General features: G+C 58.7%; 24 protein-coding genes and 1 tRNA gene. 11 read left to right on the forward strand and 14 right to left on the reverse strand.

The annotated features are described in order from the left end of the window. From RS75_RS26995 to RS75_RS21520, 3 genes are all read right to left on the reverse strand, one after another. The coding region (locus RS75_RS26995) for a hypothetical protein (protein ID WP_045024307.1) at positions 1 to 1,000 on the reverse strand (1,000 nt) is incomplete at its 3' end. A gap of 169 nt (positions 1,001 to 1,169) precedes the next feature. Beyond that, positions 1,170 to 3,020 (reverse strand): site-specific integrase, encoded by a 1,851-nt coding sequence (locus RS75_RS21515; protein WP_234704307.1) that lies wholly within the window; start codon positions 3,018 to 3,020, stop codon positions 1,170 to 1,172. A gap of 101 nt (positions 3,021 to 3,121) precedes the next feature. Next, a tRNA-Arg gene (locus RS75_RS21520) sits at positions 3,122 to 3,198 on the reverse strand. Between the two features lie 521 nt (positions 3,199 to 3,719). Between RS75_RS21520 and RS75_RS21525 the strand changes: the two genes are divergently transcribed. Both RS75_RS21525 and RS75_RS21530 read left to right on the forward strand, forming a co-directional pair. After that, a complete protein-coding gene (locus RS75_RS21525) occupies positions 3,720 to 4,226 on the forward strand; it encodes a MarR family winged helix-turn-helix transcriptional regulator (RefSeq protein ID WP_045024311.1) in 507 nt (168 codons plus the stop codon). A gap of 187 nt (positions 4,227 to 4,413) precedes the next feature. After that, entirely contained in the window at positions 4,414 to 4,707 is a 294-nt protein-coding gene (locus RS75_RS21530) for a hypothetical protein (RefSeq protein WP_045024312.1), read from the forward strand. 36 nt (positions 4,708 to 4,743) lie between these two features. On the opposite strand, the gene RS75_RS21535 is transcribed toward RS75_RS21530, so the two are convergent. Beyond that, entirely contained in the window at positions 4,744 to 5,220 is a 477-nt protein-coding gene (locus RS75_RS21535; protein ID WP_045024313.1) for a hypothetical protein, read from the reverse strand. A gap of 72 nt (positions 5,221 to 5,292) precedes the next feature. Further along, complete coding sequence (locus RS75_RS21540) at positions 5,293 to 6,297, reverse strand: LysR family transcriptional regulator (RefSeq protein ID WP_045024375.1); 1,005 nt, start codon at positions 6,295 to 6,297, stop codon at positions 5,293 to 5,295. 255 nt (positions 6,298 to 6,552) lie between these two features. Here RS75_RS21540 and chvE point away from each other — a divergent pair, with 255 nt between their 5' ends. The 4 genes from chvE to araD1 all read left to right on the forward strand — a co-directional run bounded on the left by chvE (position 6,553) and on the right by araD1 (position 11,552). Continuing rightward, entirely contained in the window at positions 6,553 to 7,617 is a 1,065-nt protein-coding gene (gene chvE / locus RS75_RS21545) for a sugar ABC transporter substrate-binding protein ChvE (protein WP_045024314.1), read from the forward strand. Between the two features lie 91 nt (positions 7,618 to 7,708). Beyond that, the gene (gene gguA / locus RS75_RS21550) at positions 7,709 to 9,247 is read left to right on the forward strand and encodes a sugar ABC transporter ATP-binding protein GguA (RefSeq protein WP_045024315.1); all 1,539 of its coding nucleotides are present in this window, start codon (positions 7,709 to 7,711) and stop codon (positions 9,245 to 9,247) included. Continuing rightward, positions 9,244 to 10,440, forward strand: a complete 1,197-nt coding sequence (gene gguB / locus RS75_RS21555) for a sugar ABC transporter permease GguB (RefSeq protein WP_045024317.1) — start codon at positions 9,244 to 9,246, stop codon at positions 10,438 to 10,440. The genes gguA and gguB overlap by 4 nt, the downstream gene beginning before the upstream one ends. A 116-nt stretch (positions 10,441 to 10,556) precedes the next feature. After that, positions 10,557 to 11,552 (forward strand): 2-keto-3-deoxy-L-arabinonate dehydratase AraD1, encoded by a 996-nt coding sequence (gene araD1 / locus RS75_RS21560; RefSeq protein ID WP_045024319.1) that lies wholly within the window; start codon positions 10,557 to 10,559, stop codon positions 11,550 to 11,552. Between the two features lie 197 nt (positions 11,553 to 11,749). Here araD1 and RS75_RS21565 read toward each other — a convergent pair whose 3' ends face one another. The 8 genes from RS75_RS21565 to RS75_RS26470 form a co-directional block, all read right to left on the reverse strand. Next, on the reverse strand, positions 11,750 to 12,403 hold the full coding sequence (locus RS75_RS21565) for a histidine phosphatase family protein (RefSeq protein ID WP_045024321.1): 654 nt from the start codon (positions 12,401 to 12,403) through the stop codon (positions 11,750 to 11,752). Positions 12,404 to 12,426: 23 nt separating this feature from the next. Next, the gene (locus tag RS75_RS21570) at positions 12,427 to 12,837 is read right to left on the reverse strand and encodes a VOC family protein (protein WP_045024323.1); all 411 of its coding nucleotides are present in this window, start codon (positions 12,835 to 12,837) and stop codon (positions 12,427 to 12,429) included. A 48-nt stretch (positions 12,838 to 12,885) separates the two neighbouring features. Further along, positions 12,886 to 13,350, reverse strand: a complete 465-nt coding sequence (locus RS75_RS21575) for a GNAT family N-acetyltransferase (protein WP_045024325.1) — start codon at positions 13,348 to 13,350, stop codon at positions 12,886 to 12,888. Between the two features lie 121 nt (positions 13,351 to 13,471). Then, positions 13,472 to 14,068 (reverse strand): class I SAM-dependent methyltransferase, encoded by a 597-nt coding sequence (locus RS75_RS21580; protein ID WP_045024328.1) that lies wholly within the window; start codon positions 14,066 to 14,068, stop codon positions 13,472 to 13,474. Positions 14,069 to 14,072: 4 nt separating this feature from the next. Continuing rightward, a complete protein-coding gene (locus RS75_RS21585) occupies positions 14,073 to 14,894 on the reverse strand; it encodes a transglutaminase family protein (RefSeq protein WP_045024330.1) in 822 nt (273 codons plus the stop codon). A gap of 21 nt (positions 14,895 to 14,915) precedes the next feature. Then, complete coding sequence (locus RS75_RS21590; RefSeq protein ID WP_045024332.1) at positions 14,916 to 15,857, reverse strand: alpha-E domain-containing protein; 942 nt, start codon at positions 15,855 to 15,857, stop codon at positions 14,916 to 14,918. A gap of 3 nt (positions 15,858 to 15,860) precedes the next feature. Beyond that, positions 15,861 to 17,270: a circularly permuted type 2 ATP-grasp protein gene (locus RS75_RS21595; RefSeq protein ID WP_045024335.1), complete on the reverse strand. Its 1,410-nt coding sequence runs from the start codon at positions 17,268 to 17,270 to the stop codon at positions 15,861 to 15,863. Positions 17,271 to 17,351: 81 nt separating this feature from the next. Next, positions 17,352 to 17,693: a hypothetical protein gene (locus tag RS75_RS26470; RefSeq protein ID WP_152643174.1), complete on the reverse strand. Its 342-nt coding sequence runs from the start codon at positions 17,691 to 17,693 to the stop codon at positions 17,352 to 17,354. Positions 17,694 to 17,752: 59 nt separating this feature from the next. On the opposite strand from RS75_RS26470, the gene RS75_RS21600 reads away from it, so the two are divergent. The 4 genes from RS75_RS21600 to RS75_RS21615 all read left to right on the forward strand — a co-directional run bounded on the left by RS75_RS21600 (position 17,753) and on the right by RS75_RS21615 (position 21,053). Further along, a complete protein-coding gene (locus tag RS75_RS21600; RefSeq protein ID WP_045024337.1) occupies positions 17,753 to 18,649 on the forward strand; it encodes a DMT family transporter in 897 nt (298 codons plus the stop codon). Positions 18,650 to 18,727: 78 nt separating this feature from the next. Then, complete coding sequence (locus tag RS75_RS21605; RefSeq protein ID WP_045024340.1) at positions 18,728 to 19,345, forward strand: L,D-transpeptidase; 618 nt, start codon at positions 18,728 to 18,730, stop codon at positions 19,343 to 19,345. Positions 19,346 to 19,585: 240 nt separating this feature from the next. Next, the gene (locus RS75_RS21610) at positions 19,586 to 19,975 is read left to right on the forward strand and encodes a DoxX family protein (protein ID WP_045024342.1); all 390 of its coding nucleotides are present in this window, start codon (positions 19,586 to 19,588) and stop codon (positions 19,973 to 19,975) included. Positions 19,976 to 20,144: 169 nt separating this feature from the next. After that, positions 20,145 to 21,053, forward strand: a complete 909-nt coding sequence (locus RS75_RS21615; RefSeq protein ID WP_045024343.1) for a DMT family transporter — start codon at positions 20,145 to 20,147, stop codon at positions 21,051 to 21,053. Between the two features lie 109 nt (positions 21,054 to 21,162). Here RS75_RS21615 and RS75_RS21620 read toward each other — a convergent pair whose 3' ends face one another. Next, a complete protein-coding gene (locus RS75_RS21620) occupies positions 21,163 to 22,635 on the reverse strand; it encodes a DEAD/DEAH box helicase (RefSeq protein WP_045024345.1) in 1,473 nt (490 codons plus the stop codon). 461 nt (positions 22,636 to 23,096) lie between these two features. Between RS75_RS21620 and RS75_RS21625 the strand changes: the two genes are divergently transcribed. Then, positions 23,097 to 26,783 carry a PAS domain-containing hybrid sensor histidine kinase/response regulator gene (locus tag RS75_RS21625; protein ID WP_045024347.1) on the forward strand — a complete coding sequence of 1,229 codons (3,687 nt, stop codon included), beginning with the start codon at positions 23,097 to 23,099 and terminating at the stop codon, positions 26,781 to 26,783. Positions 26,784 to 26,823 lie beyond the last annotated feature (40 nt).

Here is a 26,823-nt window from a genome sequence, read left to right on the forward strand (position 1 = left end):
AGTAAAAGGGGTGAATGTTCAGTGCTGATTGACAGCGGAACGCCTCCCACTCCCTAACAGCCTTCTCCGGGGCAATCCAAGCCCGCGCAGGAATATCTCTGTGTTCGACATGCATCTTGACTACAGGACCCTGCGGCCCATTGAATTGAACAATGAACCACACGTAGCGGTCAGCATCTGCCCCCAGCGCCCACCCGAAATGAGTTGGAACGGGCTCAGAAAGGTCTCCGGCAGCTCTCAGTAATTTCCGTGCGTCTTCTGCAAGAAGCAGTGTTTCGTTGCACTGTTCGAGCATCTCGGTGAAACGCGGTGGGTGGCTTGGCCGATCCGCACCAAGCTCCCGTATAGTCCGATCCCTATCTAGGAAAGCAATAAAGTCCTCCTGTAGCCGCTTCGCTCGGAGTTGGGTCAATGTGAGTGGTGGGGGAGGTGGCTTTGGGTCATTTGAGGAAATCCAAATCTCCTGCCCCAGCTTGGGCTGCACGAGTGGGTCTCCGTCAGCTGCCCGCCTCGCCTTCCACTCTCGGAGAACCCGTATATGTGACATCACAGCGCGGCTGAGCTCGCCTCTGTATGGCACCAAGCACTCCTGCCCATCGATATCTTTTCCGAGTTTCCGTTGCAGCGCGTCCCGGAAGAAAGCCGTGAGCATAACCCCACGTTTGTTAGAGATGGTCTCCACCACCAGCCGTATCCAGTCATCTTGCTGTAGCGGTAGGCCAGCCTCAAGGACTGCCACGCGCCTACGGGCTATGAGGGTACTGGCCTCACATGTTTCGGCAATGAGCTGCCTGAGGCCAGCGCTGGCGTGTATCTTGGGGTACTTTCGATTTGCGAAGTTGCCGATTGCGCCGGGCGGTGGCTCATCCTCATGCGCTGCCCATCGCCGCTGCTGTATGGCTTCCAGCTCATCAAGCTGCTGCCTTGCGGCGGCAAGCCCGGTGGGATGTTGATGGTGATAATGACGTGTGGTCTCAATCGCCAGAATTCGCACCCTCATTACCGGGGCATCCAGCTGGCGCAGTGGTAGTTCGAATCGTACACAAGGCAATTGCTCAGCGCGTTCTCAAGTGCCCGCTGCCAGTTGGCCTCATGCTGCTCCCAGAGGATAATGCCCAAGATGAGTAGGGGACCGAACAACCAATTCATAAAGAAGCCACGCGGCTGCATCACGCTTTCCTCCGCTTGTGCTGGCTTACCGGCGACCATGCGGGAAGAGTTGTAATCACAGACGGTGCCACGATCTGGGCGACGGCTTCACCAAGGCTGGGAAGTCCAAAGCCATCACCATACTCACGCCCAACGCCCCCACCACCTACGTGGCCGGTAAGGGCGTCATTGATCTCTTCGCTTAGGCGGACATTGCGCCCTAGGCGCTTAAAAGTATGTCGGAAGGAATGGAACACTTTACTAGGCTCAGGGATTCCTACGATCTCCCGCAGGTATCGGTTGAACCATTTAGACCAAGCGGTGGACCTGTATTTGGGATCTGCGGAGGAGAGCTCCGGCCACAGGCTGCTAGTGCCTTTAGCCCCGGCCTTAAGCAGGCCCTCACGATACCGCAGCAAGCCAAGCCGAATGAGCTCGCCATGTAGGGGAACCTGACGGCGGGAGCTAACGGTCTTCACCGAGCGGTCCCCATCAGTGTCAATGTCAATTATCCATATGCCCGTTTCCGGGTCTTGCCTGATGTCCGCCAAGCGCAACTGCGCAATTTCGTTGAGGCGGGCTCCAGTGAGCAGGGACACCAATGGCATCCAATAGGCCGCTTCTCCTCGGCCACCAATCGGCCTGGACCCCGATGCATAAATCGGAGACGTGAAGATGGCCTTGAGGTCTGCCTCAGAGAAGGGCTTACGGCGGTTCGGATCGTTCCGCTTGTCAACGGTGATGGAGAGCTTGGAGAAGGGGTTGGTGAAACCCTTGATGCGGTCCATGTAGCCGTCCCGCTCCGCAGTGCTCACCAGCGCTACGAGAAGATTGAGGTACTTGTTGACCGTGGCAGCGTGGAGGGGCTCGCTGTCTTTGCCTGCCGTTGACTCGATAAGGTGGCGGAAAGACATCTTCCTCTGTGATCCCTTGAGGCGGGTCGGCAGTGCGGCCAAGGCATTGCGGAAATCGCGGGCTTTCTCCTTGGTGATGTCCGCAAGGTGCAAATCTCCATGCCATTCCGTGAAGTAGCGGGCCACACGCTCAGCTTCTCGCACGGTACTATGGGAGGGCTTCTTCCCACCACGGGCCGGGCTTCCTGCTTTCCATTGCGCCAGCGCTTCGGAAAGCTTCGGGCCTTTCTCGGCAGGCTCGGCCTCCTTAGGTGTCGGCACAACGAGACCCTCTTGCCGCTGCTTTGTCGCTTGATAGCCGCCCACGTAACCCCGGAGAATCGCGAGGCCTGCCTCTTGGTAGAAGTCAGAGGAGGGGTCTATCGGCAAGCGGTTGGCTGTGAGGTAGGCATGGAGCTCAGTCTGGACGATGGATATATCATACCTCGCCAAGGCTCCTTGGTAGTCGGCCAGCCACATGTCTATCTCCTCGCCGTGTACAAAGAGGTGGCTGCTTTCCATCCCCATACCGGTGAAGCGGATGCGCTCTAGGTCAGGCCATTGCTGCCGTTCTTCCGGTTTCTGGAGATGCCTGCGCAAATCGCCCTGTCTGCGTGTCTCCTCGTCGCCCGCCAATATCTTGCGAAAGGCCCATGCCTCTATGGTAGAAACTTCTGGCAGCGGTTGAGGGGAGAGCTTTGCGGCGGGTCCTTGAGCAATGAGCAGGGCGGCTTTCTCAAAAAGGTCCGCTGCCTTGAGCGCTTCCGCAAGGTCTCTGCGTTTCGCGGCTTTAGGGTCATTGGTGCCGAGAGACACGGTAAGCTCACGCTTGAAGCGCCCTGTATCGGGATTGACCAACTCGGGGACATATTGCTTGGCGTGCTCGGGTGCTGGCTTCCCGGCCAGTTCCTTTGGGAGCCGCTTTCGAAATTCATATATGCCGGAGCTTCGTCGCTGCATGTACGTGATTCCTGCCATCAAGTGTGCAACCCCTGTGAGATAGCGTTGTGTACCAGACGGCTATCCCTAAGGTCCTGAAACCCTAGATGTTTTGGCGTTTCAATGCACTAGGAAATTGATGGCGCACCCGACAGGATTCGAACCTGTGACCTTTGGAATCGGAATCCAACACTCTATCCAGCTGAGCTACGGGTGCAGCGGTCACGCTTGAAACGCGTGCAGCGGTTGGTTCATACCCCAGCTTTCTTTCCGCATCAATGTCTAAAAATCAAAGATTTGCGAAAGGTTGCCTGTTTTCCGGCTGCGGGGAGGGCGTGGCTTGTTGTGGGGTGGCTGCGGCTGTGTTTGCGGTGAAACGGGGCGGGGCGTCGTTTGACGTAGTGTGTTTTTTATCGAAAAGGAAGTTCCCTTATAAGTAGTATGTTATCTCCGGATCCGGCAGCTGTTTCGTCTCTGTTGAAGGCATGGGGCCGGATTGCCGCGATGCCTTTCAAACAAGGCACGGGAGACGGTTTCGGACCCTGAAAATCGATGGGTAAATAATCATACTTTTATTGCTCGCTGGATGATGATCGGGAAGCTGAGGTTTGTTCTCCGGGGTTAACTGTCAAATTATTATACAATATTAGTATCATCTACATTTATTTGGGATACAGTTTCGCAATGTTGTCGGTTATGATTCCGGCAGGGTAGAGAACGAATCAGGCGGGGGATCGGATGGCTTTGCAATTGGCACATAGCAGCGGGCCGCGGGTGGAAAAAGCTGAAAGCGGCGGCGCGCAGGCGGGGCACTCCGCAACGGTCGATTATGGATTGTTGACGACGGCGATCGGCTATCATTTGCGACACTCGCAACTTGCCGTGGCAAACGGGTTTTCCGATGTGCTGGCGGAGATGGGATTGCGGCCGGCCGATTTTTCCGTTCTCGTCATCGTCGGTGGCAATCCGGGTCTCAAACAGAGCGATGTCGCCGAAGCGCTTGGCATCCAGCGCGCCAATTTCGTCGCGATCGTCGACAACATGGAAGAGAAGGGGCTGCTTGCCCGCCGCAGGTCGGAAGAAGACAGGCGCGTTCATTTCCTCGACATGACGGATGAGGGCGGCAGCCTTCTCGACCGCCTTTCCGATGCATGGCGCGACCGTGAGGAAAAGCTGATCGACAGGATCGGCGGCAAAAAAGCCCGCGACCAGCTGCTGGCCCTGCTCGGTCGCCTGCGGGACTGAAACATCCCTCCAGCCGGTGCGGCGATCTTTCCGCCTTACCCTTTCAAGGTGGCCCGGCTGGCGCTGGGTCGATTTGCGTTGCAATTTGCCTGTGAAACGGCCAAGAGGCTTAAGCGTATCTGTGCCTCCTGGCGCGCGCGATGCCGCAACAGTGACATGTTCTGGAAAGGCCCGAAACGGGAACGCCATGATGATCATCGATTCGAGCCATCCGCTTTATCGCCGTTTATGGGTCAGATTACTTATCGTCGGCTTTTGCGCCGCGTGGTCCGTCATCGAGTTCGTCAATCGCGAAGCCTTCTGGGGAACGGTTGTCGGCGGCGTGGCGGTTTATGCGGCCTATGAGCTGTTGGTGAAGTTCAAACCTGCCAGCGGCGAGAATGCTGCGGGCAAGGAAGCCGAAGGCAAGGATGAGTCAGGCGAGAACGATTCAGGCCAGCCAGGCGAAAGCGCGCCCGCTGATAAAAACGACGCCGGCTGAGGCGCGTTTTCCGAACGTAAAACGGCTACATACCTTTTACTGGAAATGCTTCCGGGTTCGAAGCATCCGGATCGCCTGGTCGATCAGGAGATTTGCCGCCGTCATACGCAGCGTCGCATTGTGCCGGAATTCCGGTCTCACCCCGTCGGGATGATTGAGCCTTGCGAAGGTGCGGCGTTTTTCCGCAAGCGTTGCGGCTGTGTCTGTCTCATGGATTGCCAGTTCCACTGAAACATCCGCGAGCGAGGTCTTTTCGAGGTGGGCCGGCATAGGTTCCGGTTCGGCTTCCGGCTGGGGCTCGGGAAGTGGAGCGGGGTCCGGTAAAAAGGCGAGATAGGCGTCGAGACCGCCATTTCCCGGTTGCGGTGCATCAAAATGCGTATCGACGACGAAGCCCGAGCTGAAACCGGCGATGCGGTGACCGGTGGGCGGTGGCGGTTCCGCATTCTCTTCTTCTTTTTCCTGTCTCAGTCTTTCGACGACCGACTGGAAGACGGATTGTCCGAAAAGCATGCGACTGTTCCCTGGCGGCCTCAATAGATCCGGCCTTTATATATAATGAAGGTGGCGTCTGGCTTGCCGTTCTCAAAGGCCCGTCAGCTTGCGGCTTTCATCCAGAACCAGATCATAGAGCAGGCGGGCGCTGGGCGGCAAAACGCGGCCTTTGGTGGTGATGATGCTGTAGGGTTTGACGACAAGCTCGAAATCCGTCGGCAGAATGCGTGTGCGGCCGATATCGGCCCGCTGGCCGGCCACGAACTCGGCCATGTCCTGCGCTATCGGGGCGATCGCGTCGGTGTTGCAGATCAGGGCGAGCGTCAGCACCACGGATGGCGTGTTGATAACGTTGCGCGGCATGGCGACGCCATGGGTGAGGAACACGTCCTCCGTCGTTCTTCTCAAGAGCGCGCCGGGCGGCTGGAAAACCCAGTCGTAACCGGAAAGCTCCTTCAGGCTCACGGGGCCGCTGCCCAGCAGGGGGTGGCCTTCGCGCACCACCAGGCAGGCGCGCTCTATGCCGATTTCATGGATGGAGAACAGGCCGGGGTCGAAATCATCCGGGATGCGGCCGATGATGAAATCGTGACGCGCGGCCAGCAATTCCCGGGCCAGCACGTTGCTGCTTTCCACCTGCACGTTGATCTCGATGCCGGGATAGGTGTCCATCGCCCGTCTTATGGCGGGAACCACGAGGCTGATGGCCGGGGCTGTGACCGCGCCGATATAGACCGATCCGCCGCTGCCGGATTTCATCTGGTTGAGTTCGCGGCTCGCCTCGCGCAGTTCCAGCAATATGGTGCGGGCCCGCCGCGCCAGCGCCTCGCCGAACTTGGTCAGCACTACGCCGCGCGAGGCCCTTTGACAGAGCGGGCTTTTGACGATCGCTTCCATTTCCGAGAGCATGCGCGAGGCAGCGGGCTGCGTCATGTTCATGGCGGCGGCGGCCGCGCTGACCTGCCCGTGCTCCTCGATCATGACCAGCATGCGCAGGTGGCTCATCTTCAAGCCGGCGCGCAGCAAAGGGTTGTCCTCGAAGACGAAGAGTGCATCTGCTGTTTGCGTCTGCTCATACACCTTCTGGTTGCTCATGCCCTGCTTCATACCCCTCAATGGTTATTGTATCGATTTAATATATCATAATTGATATATGGAAACTGATTTATTCTATTTGACAGTTATATGGATTCAGAACAATTTGCGGAATGCCGGGGAGGAGCGGCATCCGTTCTATTTCGCAGTTGCGAGATCGGGGCGGGCGCGCTGCAGCTTCTTCCTCTGATGGCATGAATTTTATGGTGCGTCGCAACATGCAGGCACCAAAGAAGGGTTCAAGGGAGAGAGTTAATGAAGTCCATTATTTCGCTGATGGCGGCTTGTGCCATCGGTGCTGCTTCCTTCGCAGCGCCGGCTTTCGCACAGGACAAGGGTTCTGTTGGTATCGCCATGCCGACCAAGTCTTCCGCGCGCTGGATCGATGACGGCAACAACATCGTCAAGCAGCTGCAGGAAGCCGGTTACACGACCGATCTGCAATATGCCGACGACGATATTCCTAACCAGCTTTCCCAGATCGAAAACATGGTCACCAAGGGCGTTAAAGTCCTCGTGATCGCATCGATCGACGGCACGACACTGTCGGACGTTCTGAAGCAGGCTGGCCAGCAGGGCATCAAGGTCATCGCTTATGACCGCCTTATCCGCAACAGCGGCGACGTCAGCTACTACGCAACCTTCGACAACTTCCAGGTCGGCGTTCAGCAGGCGACTTCTATCACCGACAAACTTGGCCTGAAGGACGGCAAGGGTCCGTTCAACATCGAGCTGTTCGGCGGTTCTCCTGACGATAACAACGCCTTCTTCTTCTATGACGGCGCAATGTCGGTTCTCCAGCCTTACATCGACAGCGGCAAGCTGGTCGTAAAGTCCGGCCAGACCGGCATGGACAAGGTCGGTACGCTGCGTTGGGATCCGGCAACGGCCCAGGCTCGTATGGACAACCTGCTGTCGGCTTATTACACCGACGCCAAGGTTGACGCTGTTCTGTCGCCTTACGACGGTCTTTCCATCGGCATCATCTCCTCGCTGAAGGGCGTTGGTTATGGTTCGAAGGATCAGCCGCTGCCGATCGTTTCCGGTCAGGACGCTGAAGTTCCGTCGGTCAAGTCGATCATTGCCGGCGAACAGTATTCGACCATCTTCAAGGACACTCGCGAACTCGCGAAGGTTACTGTCGGCATGGTCAACGCCGTGCTGCAGGGCAAGGAGCCTGAAGTGAACGACACCAAGACCTATGAAAATGGCGTCAAGGTTGTTCCTTCCTTCCTGCTGAAGCCGGTTGCCGTGACCAAGGACAACTACAAGCAGGTTCTCGTTGATGGCGGTTATTACACCGCTGACCAGCTGAAATAAGCTTGAAAACACATGCGGGGATGACTTGGCGTCATCCCCGTTTTTCCATAAAAATAAAAACGCCTGAATTAATCGGGCGCTGGATTGCGATATGGCCAATACCATTCTCGAAATGCGGAACATCACCAAGACGTTTCCGGGCGTGAAAGCGCTTGAGAACGTCAACCTTAAGGTAAAGGAAGGTGAGATCCACGCACTCGTCGGCGAGAACGGCGCTGGAAAGTCGACCTTGATGAAGGTCCTTTCCGGTGTTTACCCCGCCGGCACCTATGAGGGCGAAATCCATTATGAAGGCGCCGTGCGGAATTTTCGCGCCATCAATGACAGCGAAGACATTGGTATCATCATCATTCACCAGGAGCTTGCGCTTGTGCCGCTCCTGTCGATTGCGGAAAATATTTTCCTTGGCAACGAGGTCGCTTCGAACGGTGTCATCAGCTGGCAGCAGACCTTCAACCGTACCCGCGAACTTCTAAAGAAGGTGGGTCTGAAGGAATCGCCGGAGACGCTGATCACCGATATCGGCGTCGGCAAGCAACAGCTGGTCGAAATCGCCAAGGCGCTATCGAAAAGTGTGAAGCTCCTCATCCTCGACGAGCCGACCGCCTCGCTCAACGAGAGCGATTCCGAGGCGCTGCTCAACCTGTTGATCGAGTTCCGCAAGCAGGGCATGACGTCGATCATCATCACCCACAAGCTGAACGAAGTGCGCAAGGTGGCCGACCAGATCACCGTGCTGCGCGATGGCATGACGGTGAAGACGCTCGACTGTCATCAGGAAGAAATCAGCGAGGACGTCATCATCCGCAACATGGTGGGACGCGATCTGGAAGATCGTTATCCGCCGCGCGACGTGCCGATCGGCGAGACCATTCTCGAAGTGAAGAACTGGAACGCCTATCACCAGCAGCACCGCGACCGTAAGGTACTGCACGACATCAACGTGACCGTCCGCAAGGGCGAGGTCGTCGGCATCGCCGGGTTGATGGGGGCAGGGCGCACGGAATTCGCCATGAGCGTTTTCGGCAAGTCCTACGGCCACAAGATCACCGGCGAGGTCCTGCTGAACGGCAAGGTCGTGGATGTCGGCACCGTGCGCAAGGCGATCGACGCCGGTCTCGCCTATGTGACCGAAGACCGCAAACATCTCGGTCTCGTGCTCAACGACAACATCCTGCACAACACTACGCTTGCCAATCTGGCCGGTGTGTCGAAAGCCAGCGTCATCGACGACATCAAGGAAATGAAAGTGGCGAGCGACTTCCGCTCCCGCCTTCGCATCCGCTCTTCGGGCATCTTTCAGGAAACGGTCAATCTTTCGGGCGGCAACCAGCAGAAGGTTGTGCTGTCCAAGTGGCTGTTCTCCAACCCTGATGTGCTGATCCTCGACGAGCCGACACGCGGCATCGACGTCGGCGCGAAATACGAAATCTACACCATCATCAACCAGCTCGCTGCCGACGGCAAAGGCGTTCTGATGATCTCATCGGAAATGCCCGAACTGCTCGGCAATTGCGACCGCATCTACGTCATGAACGAAGGCCGCATCGTCGCTGAATTGCCGAAGGGAGAGGCGAGCCAGGAAAGCATCATGCGCGCTATCATGCGCTCAGGGGAGAAGAACTCATGAGTTCGGCAAACACCACCAACGAAGAAAGCAACGTCATCTCGGTCGGGTCGTATATTCGCTCCAATATCCGCGAATACGGCATGCTGATCGCGCTCGTCGCTATCATGGTTTTCTTCCAGTTCTACACCGGCGGCATCCTGTTCCGCCCTGTGAACCTGACCAACCTCATCCTGCAGAACTCGTTCATCGTCATCATGGCGCTTGGCATGCTGCTTGTCATCGTGGCCGGGCATATCGACCTTTCGGTCGGTTCCATCGTTGCCTTCGTCGGCGCGATCGCGGCCATATTGACCGTGCAATGGGGCCTGAACCCGTTTCTCGCGGCGCTGATTTGTCTTGTCATCGGCGGCATCATCGGTGCTGCCCAGGGTTACTGGATCGCCTATCACCGCATTCCGTCGTTCATCGTGACGCTGGCGGGCATGCTGGTGTTCCGCGGCCTAACGCTCTTTGTGCTCGGCGGCAAGAACATCGGTCCGTTCCCGACCGATTTCCAGGTCATCAGCACCGGTTTCGTGCCTGATATCGGCGGCATCGAAGGCCTGAACACCACGTCGATGATCCTGACGACGCTGATCCCGATCGCGCTGTTCTATCTCGCATGGCGTCGCCGTGTCGTGAATGTGAAGCACGGCATCGATGTCGAGCCCTTCGGTTTCTTCATCGGCCAGAACCTTCTGATCTCGGCTGCCATCGTGTTCCTCGGCTACCAGCTGTCTACCTATCGCGGCCTGCCGAACGTTCTGATCGTGATGCTGGTTCTCATTGCGCTTTACAGCTTCGTGACGCGCCGCACGACGATCGGCCGCCGCGTTTACGCCATGGGCGGCAACGAAAAGGCGACCAAGCTTTCCGGTATCAACACGGAACGCCTGAGCTTCCTCACCTTCGTCAACATGGGCGTGCTGGCCGGTCTTGCCGGCATGATCATCGCGACCCGCCTCAACTCGGCGACGCCGAAGGCTGGCGTGGGCTTTGAGCTGGACGTGATCGCGGCCTGCTTCATCGGCGGTGCTTCGGCTTCCGGCGGCGTTGGCAAGATCACCGGTGCTGTTATCGGCGCCTTCATCATGGGCGTCATGAACAACGGCATGTCGATCGTCGGCCTCGGCATCGATTTCCAGCAGATGGTCAAGGGCCTCGTGCTGCTCGCCGCCGTGTTCTTCGACGTTTACAACAAGAACAAGGGTTGATCGCCCAACCCATATAGCAAGTCAAAAAAGTGGCCGGTTTCCGGCCACTTTCATAAGGTGCAGGCGCGATGCGCCGAAGAGAGATAAGGCGCGCTGCGCCGGAGGAAGGAAATCCCGTGCTAATTTCACAGATCAAGGACACAAGCGGTAAGATCGTTGTGGCCGTTCGCGAAGAAGGCGGCCAAGCGCACGCCGTCAACAATGCAGCCTCCGTTTATGCGCTCGCCATGGAAGCCGCCAATGGCGGCAAGAGCCTTGCCGATGTCGTGTCCGCCCATGGTCTGGGCGATGCCGTCGATCTTGAAAAGGCCTATGCCGAAGGTCGTTTCCTGCCGCCGATCACCCATCCCGATCCGGCGCATCTGCATCTGACCGGTACGGGCCTGACCCATCTCGGTTCCGCTGCGACCCGCGACAGCATGCACAAGAAGACCACGGAAGCCGCCGAGGAGAGCCTGACGGATTCCATGAAGATGTTCCGCATGGGTCTGGAAAACGGCAAGCCGAAGGCCGGCGAAAAGGGCGTTCAGCCCGAGTGGTTCTACAAGGGCAACGGCCATGTGGCGGCGGCACCCGGTGCGGCTCTCACCTCTCCGTCCTTCGCGCTTGATGGCGGCGAAGAGCCGGAAATGGCTGGCATCTACGTGATCTCCGACAAGGGCGAACCCGTGCGCATCGGCTTTGCCGTATCGAACGAGTTTTCCGATCACGTCACCGAGCGGATCAACTATCTTTATCTGGCCCATTCCAAGCTGCGCCCGGCAAGCTTCGGCCCGGAAATCCGCGTCGGCGTTGCACCGTCGGATATTCGCGGCACATCGCGCATCCGCCGCGGCGACAAGGTGATTTTCGAAAAGCCGTTCGTTTCGGGTGAGGACAACATGTCCCACACCTTCGCGAACCTCGAATATCACCACTTCAAATACGGCCTGTTCCGCGCCCCGGGCGACGTGCATGTGCACATGTTCGGCACCGCGACGCTGTCCTTTGCCGAGGGTATCAAGCCGGAAGCGGGCGACGTGTTCGAGATCGAGGCTGCCGGTTTCGGCCTGCCGCTGAAGAACGTACTTGCCGTGGAAGCGGAAGAAGAGATCGCCGTTCGCCAGATTTGATCTGGCGGGGCTGCACGTTAAACGGTTGAGGGTGGGGCCGCTCAGCGTCCCCCCTCTCGACGTCATCCTCGGGCTTGTCCCGAGGATCTGCAACCGATTGATTTTACGCGACGTGGATAGATCCTCGGGACAAGCCCGAGGATGACGCTAGATGAGAGCTCTTTCATCCCATTATCCCGTTGTGCATCGGGCAACTTTCAAGCGCTTGCCTCACTTGATCCTTCATAGCTCGCCTTCAGGTGGGAAACATCCGCCAAAGCAATAACGGAGCGACTCTGCCAGTAATCATCTTGTCTTAGGTGCGTGATGCTGCCGGAACGCGCGGGAAAGCTGACATAGCCGACGCTATCGATCGGCATTTTTATCCAAGCCGCGATGACGAAGGTAAGAGCGAAGCCATGGGTGACGATGATCTGGGTGGGGCAAGGACGCGATATAATCGCGTCCACAGAGCAATATACCCTTTCGGCCACCTCACGTCTCGTTTCGCCATCAGCAATTCCACCGCGATGATCCATCCGATCGTGATGGGGGGCGGGTATCTGACGGGCATCGAGCCATTCCTGCGGCATACCACCTGCCGAACCGTAGCTGATTTCCCGCAGGCCATTTATGGTTTCAAAAGGGCGTTTGAGGTGTTCAGCAATGATTGCCGCAGTCTGGGAGGCCCGGAGAAGATCGGAACTGAAGATTTCGACCGAGGCGTTGCCGATCAAGGCCGCCAGTTTACCGGCTGTCGCCTCCGCATCGGCTCTTCCCCTGGGTGTCAGTTCGGTATCATACCAGCCACCGACCTTGTTCTCGACATGATGGACGGACTGAGTGTGCGTGACGACAAAAATGTTCTTCATAGCACTTTTCCGGGTATTTGGGCTTACTCGAACCCCCACAGCCTGCCTTCGCCCACCTCCACAGAATTGCCGGCCGGATCGCGGACATAGACGGAATAGCTGTCATTCGGCCAACGGTGATAGTGTTCGATGGCAATACCGAGTTCCTCGAAGCGGGCTTTCCAGCCATCCACTTCCGATTTATTCTCCGCGTAAAAACAGAAATGGCCCTCGCCGACCGTGCCATGACGCGGGATCGGATTGTTGGCATCGGGCGTGCGGGATTGCTTCGGATCGAAGACCAGCAGCATTTGCCGGCCGCATTTGAAGAACACGAACTGACCGGGCAGCTTGCGCACCGCCTCCAGCCCGAAGACATCACGGTAAAATGCCTCGGCGGCGTCGAGATCGTCCACGTAGATCGCGGTTTCCATAATGGCGGCTGGGGGTCGCATGGTTTCCTCCGGTGGTTCTTGCACTGTCCGGGACGAGGACGGACGGCTTTAAGTTTTCGTGCTGTAGGTCAGCACGGTCAGATCGTGTTTGCCGACGCCACGCTCCAGAACGGTCCAGCCGCAGTTCGTATAATAGGTTTCGAGATCGCGTCGGCAGCACAGGTAACTCGTCTCGTGACCGAGTTCGGCGGCCCGTCGCGTTGCTGCCTGCATCAGCGCCCGGGCGACACCTGAGCGGCGGCTGTTTTCCTCCACCCAGAGGGCTGCGACCCAAGGCAGATATTGCGGCCGCTCCTCCAGATCGCAATGAATGAGGAAGGCGGAGCCGACATAACCGTTGTCATCATGGGCGACGAAGCCGGTTGGCAGGGCATGGGGGTTGGTCATATGCTTCAGATGTTCCGCCACGTCGTTTATCTGGAGGCCGCTATCCTGCCACCATGCGGTCCAGACCCGTTCCGCAATGGCGGGGCCGTGGGACTGGCAGTCCCGATAGTCGGAAATCCTGTACAAAAACCGTCTCCTCGCGGACTTCCTTACCCGCAGGCTGAAGCCGGACCATGCCGTTAAAATCGATGATGCGATTTAAACGGTGGGAGAGCGCTTTCGCAACCCACAAGTTCTTGAAAACGGATCAGGATTTCGTTGCCGTCACATGCAGCCAATCGGTCGGCATCTTGTCGTAACCGCTGCCCTGCCGGGCCTCGATCTCCATGCCTGCCCAGTCGAACTGCCCGTACAAATCCTCAAGCCAGACCTTCGAAGGATAGTTGTAATAGCGGCCGAAGGTGTCGCGGCCTTCCGCTTCTCCGGCCTTGAAGCTGGCATAAAAAACGCCGCCCTGTTTCAGCGCCGTGTGGATGCGGCCGATGATGCCGGGCAGGGAGGGGCGCGGCACATGCAGCAGGCAGGCATTGGCCCAGACACCGTCGTAAGCCTCCACGTCGCAGATATCCTCGAACAGCAATGTCGCGACGGGAATGCCAAGCCGCAGTTCCGCCGCCTTGGCGATTTCGGGTGTGCCGTCCGTGGGGTGGACATTGAAACCTGCGGCGAGCATGAATTCGCTATCCTGTCCGCCGCCGCATCCGAGTTCAAGGACGGTTGCGCCATTGGCCAGGCGTGCCAGGAATTTTTCCAGATGGGGCCGGTCCGGCGCCTGTCCCCTCGACGTATAGGTTCTGGCGTTATCCGTATAAAAACCGATTGTTTCGTCGTCCTTGGCGGTCATTGTCTCAGCTCTGCGACTGGCTCTGGCTTTGCGATTGCTGCACGGTCACCGAAACGTTCAGGGTTTCGCCGGCCGGGCCGATCCGCATGCCAGAGATGGGCGCGCAATCGCGGTAGCAGAGGCCAAGGGCGATGCGCACATAACGGTCGTCCGGGCAGATGTTGTTGGCGGCGTCGAAGCCGACCCAGCCCAGCCCCTGCAGATGCACTTCGGCCCAGGCATGGGTGGCCGTCTGTTCCGCCACGTCTTCCATCATCAGATAACCGGAAACATAACGGGCGGGCAGGCCCATCAGCCGGGCAGCGGAAATGAGGATATGGGCGTGGTCCTGACAGACGCCCTTGCCGGCTTCCAGCGCCAGTTCGGCCGTGGTTTCGGTGTCGGTCGAACCCGGCACATATTCCACCTTGCTGTTGATCTTCTCCATGAGGTCGTGCAGGCGCTCAAGCTCGCTGTCACCGGTGCTGGCCTTCGCCAGTTCGCGCACGAGCTTTCCCGGCTTGGTGAGCGGGGTTTCGCGCAGGAAAAGCCACAGCGGCGCACTGCCGGTGTGGGGGCCGACCATACCGGCCTTGTCTTCGGTGATGACGAGGCCGCTTGCCACGACCTTGACCTTGCGTTGCGGACCTTCCGTCTCCACCAGTGCAACCCGGTTGCCGAAATGGTCGTCATAGGTCACTTCGACGGTGGCGCCGTCGACCGATACATCCCAGTCTTCCACCGTCTGGCACGGGCCGGTCTGTGGCGTCAGGCGCAGCCGCTGCAATGCATAGGGCATCGGCTCGTCATAGACATATTCCGTCGTATGGGTGATTTTCAGACGCATAAGCTGTCCCCGTCCACGCGCTTACAGATAAAAGCGGTAGCCTTCCATGATTTCCTGCCCCAGCTGCCCGTTCCGGTTGACGAATCTCTCCAGAAACTCATGCAGACCTTCATCCATGACGCGGTCGATCGTCGTCTTGCGCAGACTGTCGCGGATGCTCTGCGCCGTCTCGTGCGCCTTGTGCTTTTCGCCGTAATCCTCGGCTATGTAATTGAGATTGCTGGTAATCTTTTCGTAACAATAGGCGAGCGAGCGCGGCATGCGGCCGTTGAGAATGAGAAAGTCGGCAATATTGGCCGGCTTGTATTCCGCATCATAGACCCAGCCATAGGAACGGTGCGCCGAGACCGAGCGCAGGATGGACTCCCATTGCGCATTGTCGAGCGAAGATCCCACATGCGCGACGGCGGGCAGCAGCACGTAATATTTCACATCCAGAATGCGGGCGGTGTTGTCGGCGCGCTCTATGAAGGTGCCGATGCGGGAAAAATTATAGAGATCGTTGCGCAGCATCGAACCGTGAAAAGCGCCGCGCACCAGACCGGCGCGATGTTTGATGCCATCGATGGTCTGCGGCATGTCCGCCGCCTTTACCCTGCGGTCGAGGCTGTTCTTAAGCTCGATCCAGAATTCGTTAGTGGCTTCCCATGTCTCGCGCGTCAGCGCCGTGCGCACCATGCGGGCATTGTTGCGGCCCGCCTCGATGCAGGAGAGGACGCTGGAAGGGTTCGCCTTGTCCCGCAGAAGATAATCGATCGCATCCGCCGTCGTCACCTTCTCGTGCGTTTCGAGAAAGGCTTCATGCACGCCGGCGCTTTGCAACACGCCGTCCCAGTCCTCATCGCCGCTGCCGCTGCGCGTCAGTGAAACGCGCAGGCCCGCATCGATCAGCCGGGCGATGTTTTCAGCGCGCTCGATATACCGGAACATCCAGTAGAGCCCGTTTGCCGTTCTGCCCAGCATGGCTTAGTCCTCCAGTACCCAGGTATCCTTGGTGCCGCCGCCCTGGCTGGAATTGACCACGAGCGAGCCCTGCTTGAGGGCAACACGGGTCAGTCCGCCGGGAATGATCTTCACCTTGTCCGAAACCAGCACGTAAGGACGCAGATCGACATGGCGCGGCGCGATGCCGTTTTTCACCATGATCGGCACGGTGGAAAGCGACAGCGTCGGCTGCGCGATGTAATTGGAGGGGCGGGCTTTCAGCTTTTCTGCAAACAGCGCCCGTTCCCGTTTCGTCGCGGTGGGGCCGACCAGCATGCCGTAACCGCCCGAGCCGTGGACTTCCTTGACGACCAGTTCCGCAAGGTTGTCGAGAACGTATTTCAGGCTGTCCGGCTCCGAACAGCGCCATGTCGGCACGTTTTCCAGCAGCGGCTTGCGGCCGGTATAGAACTCGACGATCTCAGGCATGTAGGAATAGATCGCCTTGTCATCGGAAATGCCGGTGCCGGGGGCATTGGCGATGGTGATGTTGCCGGCGCGGTAGACATCCATGATGCCAGGTACGCCAAGCGCCGAATCCGGCCGGAAGGTGAGCGGATCGAGGAATTCGTCGTCAACGCGGCGATACAGCACGTCGATCGCCTCATAACCGCGGGTGGTGCGCATCTTGACCTTGCCGTCCATGACGCGCAGGTCGGATCCTTCCACCAGCTCCACGCCCATCATGTCGGCGAGGAAGGAATGCTCGTAATAGGCGGAGTTATAGATGCCGGGGGTCAGCACCGCGACACGCGGTTTGCCGCTGCAGCCGGGAGGGGCAAGCGAGGCGAGCGACTGGCGCAGCAGATAGGGATAGTCCTCCACCCGTCGCACCTTGTTTTCATGGAAGAGTTCCGGGAACATCTGCATCATCGTTTCACGGTTTTCCAGCATGTAGCTGACACCGGACGGTGTGCGGGCATTGTCTTCCAGAACATAGAACTGGTCTTCGCCGGTGCGGACGATATCCGTGCCGACAATGTGGGTGTAAACGCCGCCGGGCGGGGTGAAGCCGATCATTTCCGGCAGGAACGCGACGTTTTTCTCGATGATCTCGCGCGGAATGCGTCCAGCGCGGATGATTTCCTGCTTGTGATAGATGTCGTCGAGGAAAGCGTTGAGAGCGAGAACGCGCTGTTCGATACCCTGGGCCAGTTTGCGCCACTCGCGCCCGGAGATGATGCGCGGAATGATATCGAAGGGGATCAGTTTTTCCGAACTGTCGGCATGGCCATAGACTGCGAAAGTAATGCCGGTTTTTCGAAAGATGTTTTCCGCGTCTTTTGATTTCTGGATCAGGTGCGCCCTGTCCTGCCGGCTGTACCACTCGTTATAGTTTTCATATGGGTTTCGCGGCGCGTTGTCCGCATTTATCATTTCGTCAAATGCCAACTTCGATGTCCCCTTTTTTGCCATATGAATACAACGACAAATGCAATGCAAGAACTATGCGGACGCCACCGCGAAGATTTTTCACCGCCCTAGAGTTTTAAAAAAGAAGCGTTTTTTCGGTTTCAGCCTATAAATGCGGCATCGGCAAATTGGTTGCTCGGCGAGGTGGCGCGTAATGGGATGGCAGCGCTGTGTGCACGGTGGGCGAATGCATAAAATTTGTTCATCCGCTTTTTGTTGATTGGTTGCGGGATACACATCAGAAAATCTGAAAGATGTGATCACGAAAACGCCTTTGACCTTTTGCGCGGATGGAGATACCGCCTTGCCCAAACGGCAGCGTTTCACCGCTGGGTGCCCGCCAACACCCGCCCGGTTGTTTCCCGGTTTGCGTCCAGCCGTAGAAATATCAATTCGCCGCATGCCTCATGTCCCGGACCGCGTCCGGTTGCAGGGCGCCATGCGGCACAGGGGATGTTCCGATGTCGCTCGACCGTCTGGCTCCGGCCATCTTCGTCTTTCTCTGGTCGACCGGCTGGGTCACCGCTAAATATGCCGTCCATTACACCGGGCCGCTGACCTTCCTCTGTCTGCGTTACGTATTGGCGGGCGCATTATTGTGGGCGATCTGCCGGTTCTCCTCCATTCAGTGGCCGGAGAGGCGCGCCGACGTCTTCCGGGCGATCCTGTCCGGCGTATTCCTGCACGGTCTTTATCTCGGCATGATCTGGTGGGCGATAGGGCAGGGCGTGCCGGCGGCGATCGGCGGCATCATCGCCGGTTTGCAGCCGCTGATGACGGCGGTGGCCGCCCGCTACGTGATCGGTGAAAAGATCTCGCCCTTGCAGCGCGCCGGCCTGCTCATCGGTTTTGTGGGCATCGCCATCGCCGTGCTGCCGAAGGTCATGGCCACTGGCGCGCTCGGCCTCTCCGTGCCGCTTTATGCCGTGGCGGTGAATGTGCTGGGCATGACATCAGTTACTTACGGCACCCTCTACCAGAAGAAATACGTCCACGGCGGAAACATCATGGCGGTCGCCACGCTGCAATATGTCGGCGCTTTCATCGTCACCGTTCCGTTTGCGCTTTTGCTGGAGGACGGCCATGTGGACTGGAGCCTCGGGCTTGCCGCCACGCTCGCCTGGTCGGTGGGTGCGATCTCCATCGGCGCCGTGGCATTGCTGCTCTACCTGATCCGGCGCGGGCAGGTATCGCGCGCCGCCTCGCTGATCTATCTCGTGCCGCCGCTTGCCGCCGTGGAAGCCGCCCTGCTTTTCGGGGAAACGCTGACGCCCGCCATGATTGCCGGTACGGTTCTGGCGGTGACGGGGGTTTATCTGGCCAATCGCAAGCCCGCCGTATCGGTTGCGACGGGTTAATTACCACAACCTCATATTAGAGATTTGTTAACCATAAAATTATACCTCTCGTTAATCTAGAGATTTGGCGGGGGTTACATGTCTATTTCACGTCGTGGTGTTCTGTTCGGATTGCCGCTGCTGCTGGCCGGCTGCGCGAGTTCCGGCATCGGACAGCAAAGGCTCAATTACGCGGCGAAGCCGGAGGAGAAATTCCCGCTTCCCGCCATGCATCTCGACAAGGTCAAGCCTGAGCTGCGCCGACAGGAAGTCGCCTACGACACTGCGCATCCGGCTGGAACGGTGGTTGTGGATACGCCGGCCCGGCGTCTTTATTACGTTCTGGGTGACGGGCGGGCGATGCGTTACGGCGTCGGTGTCGGCCGTCAGGGGCTTGCCCTCAAGGGCGACGCCTATATTGGCCGCAAGTCGGAATGGCCTTCCTGGACGCCGACCGCCAACATGATGCGCCGCGATCCGCGCAATCTGAAATTCGCCGGCGGCATGCCGGGCGGTCCGAACAATCCGCTCGGTGCGCGTGCGCTCTACCTCTATCGCGGCGGCAACGACACCATGTTCCGCCTGCATGGCACCAACCAGCCGCAATCCATCGGCCACGCGATGTCGAGCGGCTGCATCCGCATGCTCAACCACGACATCATCGATCTTTATAGCCGCATACCGGTCGGTTCAAAGGTGGTTGTGTTGCAGGCGTGACGTGAAGGCGGTTTTTTCCGTCTTTACCACACAAAAAATGCCTGTACCCTTGAGTTGATTTTTTCGGCGAATGGTCAGTTTTATGCTGTAAAATCAACCATGTGTAGAATGCCTCCCTTTTTGTATTTAAGGGAGTTCTGCAATATCGGAAACGTGATTTCCGGTGTTCGAGACGTGTATCCATAAAGGACGAAATGCACTGTATCGAGCGCGGCACCACTTCAACGGGGACACATCAACATGGCAACTTTCAACAATCTTTCTCGCTACCAGCCTTATGCTCTTGCAGCATTGCGCATCATCGCGGCGCTGCTTTTCATCGAACATGGAACGCAGAAGCTGTTCGGCTTTCCGGCATCGCAGATGCAGGGTTCGCTGCCGACCTTGATGCTGGTGGCTGCACTTCTGGAATTCGTCGGCGGCATTCTCCTGCTGATCGGCCTGTTCACGCGACCGGTCGCCTTCATTCTTTCCGGCCAGATGGCTGTCGCCTATTTCATGGCGCATGCGCCTAGCAGCGTTTTCCCGGCCCTGAACGGCGGTGACGCCGCCATTCTGTTCTGCTTCGTTTTCCTCTATCTGGTCTTTGCCGGTCCGGGAGCCTTCTCGGTGGATGAGCGCCGCGTCTGATCCGTCTGACCGTCGGTCACCGATCTCTTCGCTGAAGCCCCGCATGGTCATGACCCATGCGGGGCTTCATGTTTTTAAAAGGAGTGGAAACTTCGGCCGCCGCCGAAGCACGGATGCTTGTTTTCGGGGTAGGAACGGTTCATCCTGAACGCTGTTGGAAAGTCGATCCGTGACCTCACAAAATCCCATTGCCCGCGAATTGCTGTTGCTCGCCTTGCTGTCCGCGCTGTGGGCGGCATCCTACACTTTCATCAAGATCGGGGTGGAGACCATTCCGCCCCTGACCTTCATCGCGTCGAGAACGCTGATCGCCGGTCTGTTGCTGCTGGCGGTTATCCGGCTGCGCGGGCTGCGCTTGCCGAAGGATTTCGCCACCTGGCGGCTTTTCTTCGTTCAGGCCTGCATCAACAGCGTATTGCCCTTCACGCTGATCGCCTGGGCGGAACAAAGCATCGATGCCGGTCTTGCCGTCATCCTCAACGCGACGACGCCGATCTTCACCTTTCTGCTCACCGCGCTCGTCATCCGGCACGAACAGGTCAGCGGGCGCAAGCTGTTCGGCACCGTTGCGGGCATGACGGGCGTCTGCCTCATCATCGGTCTGGAGGTGTTCAGCGGTGCGGGAGAGGCGCTGTGGAGCCAGCTTGCCGTGCTGACGGCCGCCTTTTCTTATGCCTGCGCCGCCATTTTCAGCAAGAACTTCAGGGGTCTCGATCCTGTCATGCCTGCCGCCGGCTCGCTGATCTGCGGCGCGGTGCTTCTGTTGCCGGTGAGTTTGATCGTCGATCGACCCTGGACATTGTCGCCGTCTACGGCCTCGCTCACCGCGCTTGTGTGCCTCAGCGTCTTTTCAACCGCGCTCGCTTTCATGATCTATTTCCGGCTGATGCAGACGCTCGGCTCGGTCGGCACCACATCGCAGGCCTATCTGAGGGTCCCGGTCGGCGTCGCCATCGGCATGGTGTTTCTGGGGGAAGTGCCGACGCCCGCCATGTGGGTGGGGCTCGTCTGCGTGATTGCCGGTGTGCTGGCCATGACCTTGCCGTCACGGCGTCGTCCGCTGGCGCAGGGCGGTTGAAAACAAAGAAAACCCCGCAAGCCTGAGCTTGCGGGGTTTAATGAAAGACGCCCTTAGGCGTTATGATTGCGCTGCGCGATGTCGGGAGAACCGGCTCGCGCAGAGTTATTTAGCGGCTACGGCCGCGATTGCCGTTTCCGTTGCCGGAAGCGCGCTTTTCCTGACCGTTGCCGCCAGAAGGCGCGTGACGGTTACCGCCGTTGCCACCGGGCTTGCGGGCCGGGCGGCGCTGCTTGCGGGGGCCGGCCGGGCGTCCCGCGTCAGCTTCGGTCTTGACGCGCTTGAAGTCGGACGTGACTTCCAGATCGTTGTCCGCATCACGCGGGGCGTGGTTACGGGAAGGACGGGGCTCGCCGGTGTGGCGACCGCCTTCGCGTGGCGCACGCTGCGGGCCGCCATTATTGTTACGACCGCGGTTGTTGTTGGGACGCGTCGGGCTGGCGAGACCGGCCGGACGTTCGCCGGAGGCAACCGGAATATCGATCTTCATCAGCTTTTCGATGTCGTGCAGCAGGCGGGTTTCGTCCGGAGCGCAAAATGCGATGGCGATGCCGTCGCGACCGGCGCGGGCGGTACGGCCGATGCGGTGAACGTAAGCATCAGGCACTTCCGGCAGGTCGTAGTTGAAGACGTGTGTCACGGCCGGAATGTCGATGCCGCGAGCGGCGACGTCGGTTGCGACGAGGACGTTGATCTCGCCATCCTTGAAGCCCTTCAGTGCCCGCTCACGCTGGCCCTGGCTCTTGTTGCCGTGGATGGACGCGACCTTGAAGCCGATATGTTCGAGATGCTTGTAGAGCTTTTCCGCGCCGTGCTTGGTGCGCAGGAAAACGATGGAGCGGCCGTCCGGGTTGTCGTTCAGCGACTTCTTCAGAAGGTCGGTCTTGTCGTTCTTGCCGGCAACGAAATGCACGTACTGCTCGACCTTGTCGGCAGCCTTGCCGGGGGGCGTGACCTCGACCTTGATCGGGTCCGTCAGGAAGTTGCTGGCAAGCTCGGAAATCGCCTTCGGCATCGTTGCCGAAAACAGGAGGGTCTGGCGCTTGGCCGGAACCATTCTGGAAATCTTGCGCAGGTCGTGAATGAAGCCGAGATCGAGCATCTGGTCGGCTTCGTCCAGCACCAGATAGGTCACCTTGGAAAGCGAGATCGCGTTGCGGGCGATCAGGTCCAGCAGACGGCCGGGTGTCGCCACCAGGATGTCAGTGCCTTTTTCGAGCTGAAGCTGCTGCTTGTTGATCGATGCGCCGCCGACAACCTGGTTGATGCGCATCGGTGTCTTCTTCACGAAGGAGCGCAGGTTTTCGCCGATCTGGTTCACCAGTTCGCGCGTCGGTGCGAGGATGAGAGTGCGGGTGGTGCGGTTAGCCGGGCGGTCGGCTTGCTTCATCAGCATTTCGATGATGGGCAGGCCGAAAGCTGCCGTCTTGCCCGTGCCGGTCTGTGCGAGGCCGATAAGATCGCGGCCTTCAAGCAGCAGCGGAATGGCTTTTGCCTGAATGGGGGTGGGAGTGGTGTAGCCAAGCTGGGTAACGCTGGCCACAATCTTTTCAGAGAGGCCGAGTTCGCTAAAACTGGTCAATAATATTGCCTTTCGGGGCGCCAAAAACCAATCGTCCGGAGCAGTTGCTGCTGTCCGGCGGTTTCGGCGTCAAGAACCCCGCGTGAATTGGGAACTTGTGGGTTGGAATAACTTTCTGCGCATCAGTGCGGCAAACGCCGTCTTCTGTATTCGTTGCGCTTTTCCTTCATGCGGGCCAAGTCATCTTGATCATACGCTGCAGCTCACGCGGCTGCCGAAGGTGAAAGCTTGACCGGCATGTGGGCGTTTTACGGGCTAAAGTCAAGCGATAGTTTTGTAAAGCCGCCGTCCGGCGACGCATGGCAGCCATGCGGAAGAGGCTGAAGGTTGCCCGCGTGGCGCAGGCGAGAGCGAATAATTATGGTTAAAAAAGGGTAACGGCCCGTCTCGTACATAGCAAAGAGAGCTTTTCTCACATAACGTTTTTGCGACTAAGTCCGGAAATATTTGATTCGACAAGGATGGAACTGCACGGTGTGGAGTATCGATTGACCGAAGCCTGCGGGTTGCTGGAAAAAGCTTACGGGGCCATCGCTGCCCTCGATCTGCCCGCGTGCATCAAGGATAGCGAGCTGCGCTATCTCATGGTCAATGGTCCCTATGCCCGGATCATGGGACGCCCGCCTGCGGCGTTCAAGGGTCACACCAGCTTTGCCCTTTCCGCAGATATTCGCGATGCCGAGCGCGAGGACAGGGAGCGTCGCTCGCTGGTCTTCGCCACGGACGAGATGATCTCATGCCATGGCGCGGCGTCCTCCGGGCCGCACACGCTGCGCTGCGAACGCTTCATCGGCGATGACGGCAATCTGTTCCTGTTCGAGGTGTTCGAGGAAATGCCGTCCGCCGTGGCGGAGGGATTTTCGGGCGCCGGCAATGCCGACCTGCTGTTCGGCAGCGGCGTGATCGATCTCATCGATGCCGGCATCGTGATTTACGACCGTGAAAACCGGCTGGTTTATTGCAATGCCCGTTTCGCGGAGTTTTACAGTGCTTTCGACGTCGAGCTGAAGCCCGGCACCCGGCTCGAGACGCTGATGGAGGCGGTCTATTTTTCGAGCGGTTACCGCGACGCGGAGGTGGACGATCCGCATTACGAGGCATGGCTGCAGGAGCAGTTGCGGGATTTTTCCCTGCCTTATCTCGAAAGGGTGGAGCAGTTCGCCGACGGCCGCTGGGTGCGCATGGTCAACAAGCGGCTGGAAAACGGCATGCTGGTCGGGTTTCGCGTCGATGTGACCGAGTTCAAGACCCATGAGAGCCTGCTCAGCAAACAGATCCGCGAGACCTGGCTGCTGCGCGCCGCACTCGAGCAATTGCCCGTGGCGGTGTTCCTGCGCGATGAAGACCGCCGCCTGACCTTTGCCAATACGGCTTATGAACAATTTTTCGGAGGCGACCTCACCCGCTATATCGGGATGACCGAATGCGAAATGTTTCCGGGTGATAGCGAACGGCTCCGCATTGAAAACGAGCAGCTTCTTGCGACCGGCGAGGCGATAGAGAAAGCTGAGACCCTGCCGCTGCCGGGTGGCGGCTCCGTTCCGGTCATAACGCGGGTTGGCCGGGTGGCGACTCCCGATGACGAATATTATCTGGTCGGCTCCATCACCGATGTCAGCCTGTTGCAGGACCGGGAAAATGCACTGATCGCCGCGCAGGCGCAGGCCGAAGCGCTGCATCGCCAGCTGGAGGCGGTTCTTCACGCCCTGCCGGTGGGCGTGCTGCTGCTCGATGCCGATCTCGTCATCGAATATGTCAATCCGTTCTTCCATGACGTCTGGGGCGAAATCGGCGGCGAAAAGTCGCTCATCGGCAAAAGTTATCGCGAATTCATGGAGATGAATTTCGCCAGCGGCCTTTACGACTACGGCGATATGCCCTTCGAAGAGATCTATAACCAGCGGGCGGAGCGGCTTCTCAAGGATGAGGTTTTCACGCCGCGTGAGGTGCGCAGCAAAAGCGGCAAGGTCACCGTCATTTCGAAAACCCGCCTCGATGGCGGTAAAATCCTCAGCACCTATGCCGATGTGACCGACGTGCGCATGCGTGATGCCGAGATCAGCAAGGCGAAGGCCGAACTGGAACGTGTCGGCGAATATATGCAGGGCGCCACGCGCGCCATGGCGCAGGGGCTGGTGCTTGTCGAACAGGGCACGATCATCATGTCCAACGAGGCGATGGCGCAGATGTTCGAGGTGCCACCGCATCTCCTGGAAAAAGGCTGCAACTGGTCGGGTTTCTTTGTCCATTGCGCCGGTCGCGGAGATTTCGGCACTGACGAGGAGGCGGCCGCGACGCTGAGCGCCTGGAGAGAGAATATCGCCGCCAACAGGCCGTTCTCCTGGCTCATCCATGTTGCCGGCAAAAGCTGGCTCAATCTGGAGGCCACCAACAGTTCCGGCAATTACTGGCTCATCATCGTCACCGATGTGACGGACATGAAGATGCGCGAGGAGGAATTGCAGCGGCTGCTTTCACGGGCGGAAGCGGCGGATCGCGCCAAATCGGAATTCCTGGCCAATATGAGCCATGAAATCCGCACGCCGATGAATGGTGTGCTCGGCATGGCGGAGCTTCTGGCCAAGTCCAATCTGGATACGCGCCAGAAAACCTTCACCGATATCATCGTCAAATCCGGCAATGCGCTCCTGACGATCATCAACGACATCCTCGATTTCTCCAAGATCGAGGCCGGGCAGATGAAACTGCGCAGCGTGCCTTTCGATCCGGCCGAAGCGGTGGAGGATGTGGTTTCCCTTCTGTCCTCGGCGGCGCTGGAAAAGGACATAGAGCTGGTCGTCCGGATCGACCCGTCGGTTTTCGGCAAGGTCATGGGCGACGCCGGGCGGTTCCGCCAGATCGTCACAAATCTCGTCGGAAATGCCGTCAAGTTCACGGAAATGGGGCATGTGCTGATCGAGCTTTCGGCGCAGTCGGCGGAAACCTCCGAGACCATTCTGTCGCTGCGCGTCGAAGACAGCGGCATAGGCATTCCGGCCGACAAGATCGAGACCATCTTTGACAAGTTCAGCCAGGTCGACGGTTCCGCGACGCGTCGGCACGAGGGGACGGGGCTCGGACTGGCAATCACGGTCGGCCTCGTCGGCCTGTTCGACGGCACGATCAACGTCGTGAGCGAAGTTGGCAAGGGATCCACCTTCGAGGTCAATATTCCGTTTCAGGTTACGGAAAAATGGCGCGACGTTCCGCTTATTGCCGGGGCGATCGAAAATATCCGGGTGCTCGTCATCGACGACAACGACGTCAATCGCCGTATATTGACGGAGCAACTCAAGACATGGGGTATCGACGGTCATGCCGTCGCGGACGGGTCTTCGGGCATGGCCATCCTGCATGAGGCCGTGTCGCTTGGCTTCGTCATCGACGCCGTCATTCTCGACTATCATATGCCTGTTATGAACGGGCTTGATGTGGTCGAGCGTATGAGGGCGGATAGTCGTTTCGACGACATCGCCATTGTTTTCCTGACCTCCATGGATGTCGTCGGCGATGAGACGCTGTTCACCGATCTCAACGTGCAGGCGCATCTGATGAAGCCGGCGCGGGCGCGGCTCCTGCGCTCCACCCTGTTCGATGTGGTGCGGGATGTGCGGATGAAGCGCGCCCGGCAGCATCCGCAGGCGCCGAGCGGTGGTGATGTAACGGTCCGGTCGGAAAGCAGCCTCGCTGAGAAGAAGCGGCGGGTTGCGCCGGCTGTTCCGGATCGGCGTCGGCCCTGTCTTGTCGATGTGCTGGTCGCCGAGGACAACGACGTCAACCAGATCGTTTTCACCCAGATTTTGCAGCAGGCGGGTCTGCGGTTCTTGATCGTCGGCAACGGCAAGAAGGCCGTTCAGGCGTGGGAGGAGCACAATCCCGCTGTCATCCTCATGGATGTCTCCATGCCTGTCATGAACGGGCATCAGGCGACGCTGGCAATCCGCGCCGCCGAACAGGCGGCGGCCGACGGGCGGCATGTTCCGATTATCGGCGTCACCGCCCATACGCAGGAGGCGGACCGCGAGCTTTGCCTTGCATCGGGCATGGACGATTATCTGTCGAAGCCGATCAGTCCTGAAATTCTCGAGGACAAGGTCGCGCAATGGCTGGGGGACAACCGGCCACGCCGCGACGTGCCGACTGCTTAAAACCATGCGGGCCGGTTGCGGCTGCGATGTTCAGGGTCGC

The sequence above is a fragment of the Rhizobium nepotum 39/7 genome (assembly GCF_000949865.1).
Lineage (GTDB): Bacteria > Pseudomonadota > Alphaproteobacteria > Rhizobiales > Rhizobiaceae > Agrobacterium > Agrobacterium nepotum.

Coding starts and splice junctions, on each gene's coding strand:
- RS75_RS21605 (WP_045024340.1), top strand. CDS start 18,728: ATGTCTATTTCACGTCGTGGTGTTCTGTTCGGATTGCCGCTGCTGCTG.
- RS75_RS21565 (WP_045024321.1), bottom strand. CDS start 12,403: ATGAAGAACATTTTTGTCGTCACGCACACTCAGTCCGTCCATCATGTC.
- RS75_RS21515 (WP_234704307.1), bottom strand. CDS start 3,020: ATGGCAGGAATCACGTACATGCAGCGACGAAGCTCCGGCATATATGAA.
- RS75_RS21625 (WP_045024347.1), top strand. CDS start 23,097: ATGGAACTGCACGGTGTGGAGTATCGATTGACCGAAGCCTGCGGGTTG.
- chvE (WP_045024314.1), top strand. CDS start 6,553: ATGAAGTCCATTATTTCGCTGATGGCGGCTTGTGCCATCGGTGCTGCT.
- RS75_RS21600 (WP_045024337.1), top strand. CDS start 17,753: ATGTCGCTCGACCGTCTGGCTCCGGCCATCTTCGTCTTTCTCTGGTCG.
- RS75_RS21540 (WP_045024375.1), bottom strand. CDS start 6,297: ATGAGCAACCAGAAGGTGTATGAGCAGACGCAAACAGCAGATGCACTC.
- RS75_RS21525 (WP_045024311.1), top strand. CDS start 3,720: ATGGCTTTGCAATTGGCACATAGCAGCGGGCCGCGGGTGGAAAAAGCT.
- RS75_RS21535 (WP_045024313.1), bottom strand. CDS start 5,220: ATGCTTTTCGGACAATCCGTCTTCCAGTCGGTCGTCGAAAGACTGAGA.
- gguA (WP_045024315.1), top strand. CDS start 7,709: ATGGCCAATACCATTCTCGAAATGCGGAACATCACCAAGACGTTTCCG.
- RS75_RS21590 (WP_045024332.1), bottom strand. CDS start 15,857: ATGCTGGGCAGAACGGCAAACGGGCTCTACTGGATGTTCCGGTATATC.
- RS75_RS21585 (WP_045024330.1), bottom strand. CDS start 14,894: ATGCGTCTGAAAATCACCCATACGACGGAATATGTCTATGACGAGCCG.
- gguB (WP_045024317.1), top strand. CDS start 9,244: ATGAGTTCGGCAAACACCACCAACGAAGAAAGCAACGTCATCTCGGTC.
- RS75_RS21580 (WP_045024328.1), bottom strand. CDS start 14,068: ATGACCGCCAAGGACGACGAAACAATCGGTTTTTATACGGATAACGCC.
- RS75_RS26470 (WP_152643174.1), bottom strand. CDS start 17,693: ATGCGGCGAATTGATATTTCTACGGCTGGACGCAAACCGGGAAACAAC.
- RS75_RS21570 (WP_045024323.1), bottom strand. CDS start 12,837: ATGCGACCCCCAGCCGCCATTATGGAAACCGCGATCTACGTGGACGAT.
- RS75_RS21530 (WP_045024312.1), top strand. CDS start 4,414: ATGATGATCATCGATTCGAGCCATCCGCTTTATCGCCGTTTATGGGTC.
- RS75_RS21610 (WP_045024342.1), top strand. CDS start 19,586: ATGGCAACTTTCAACAATCTTTCTCGCTACCAGCCTTATGCTCTTGCA.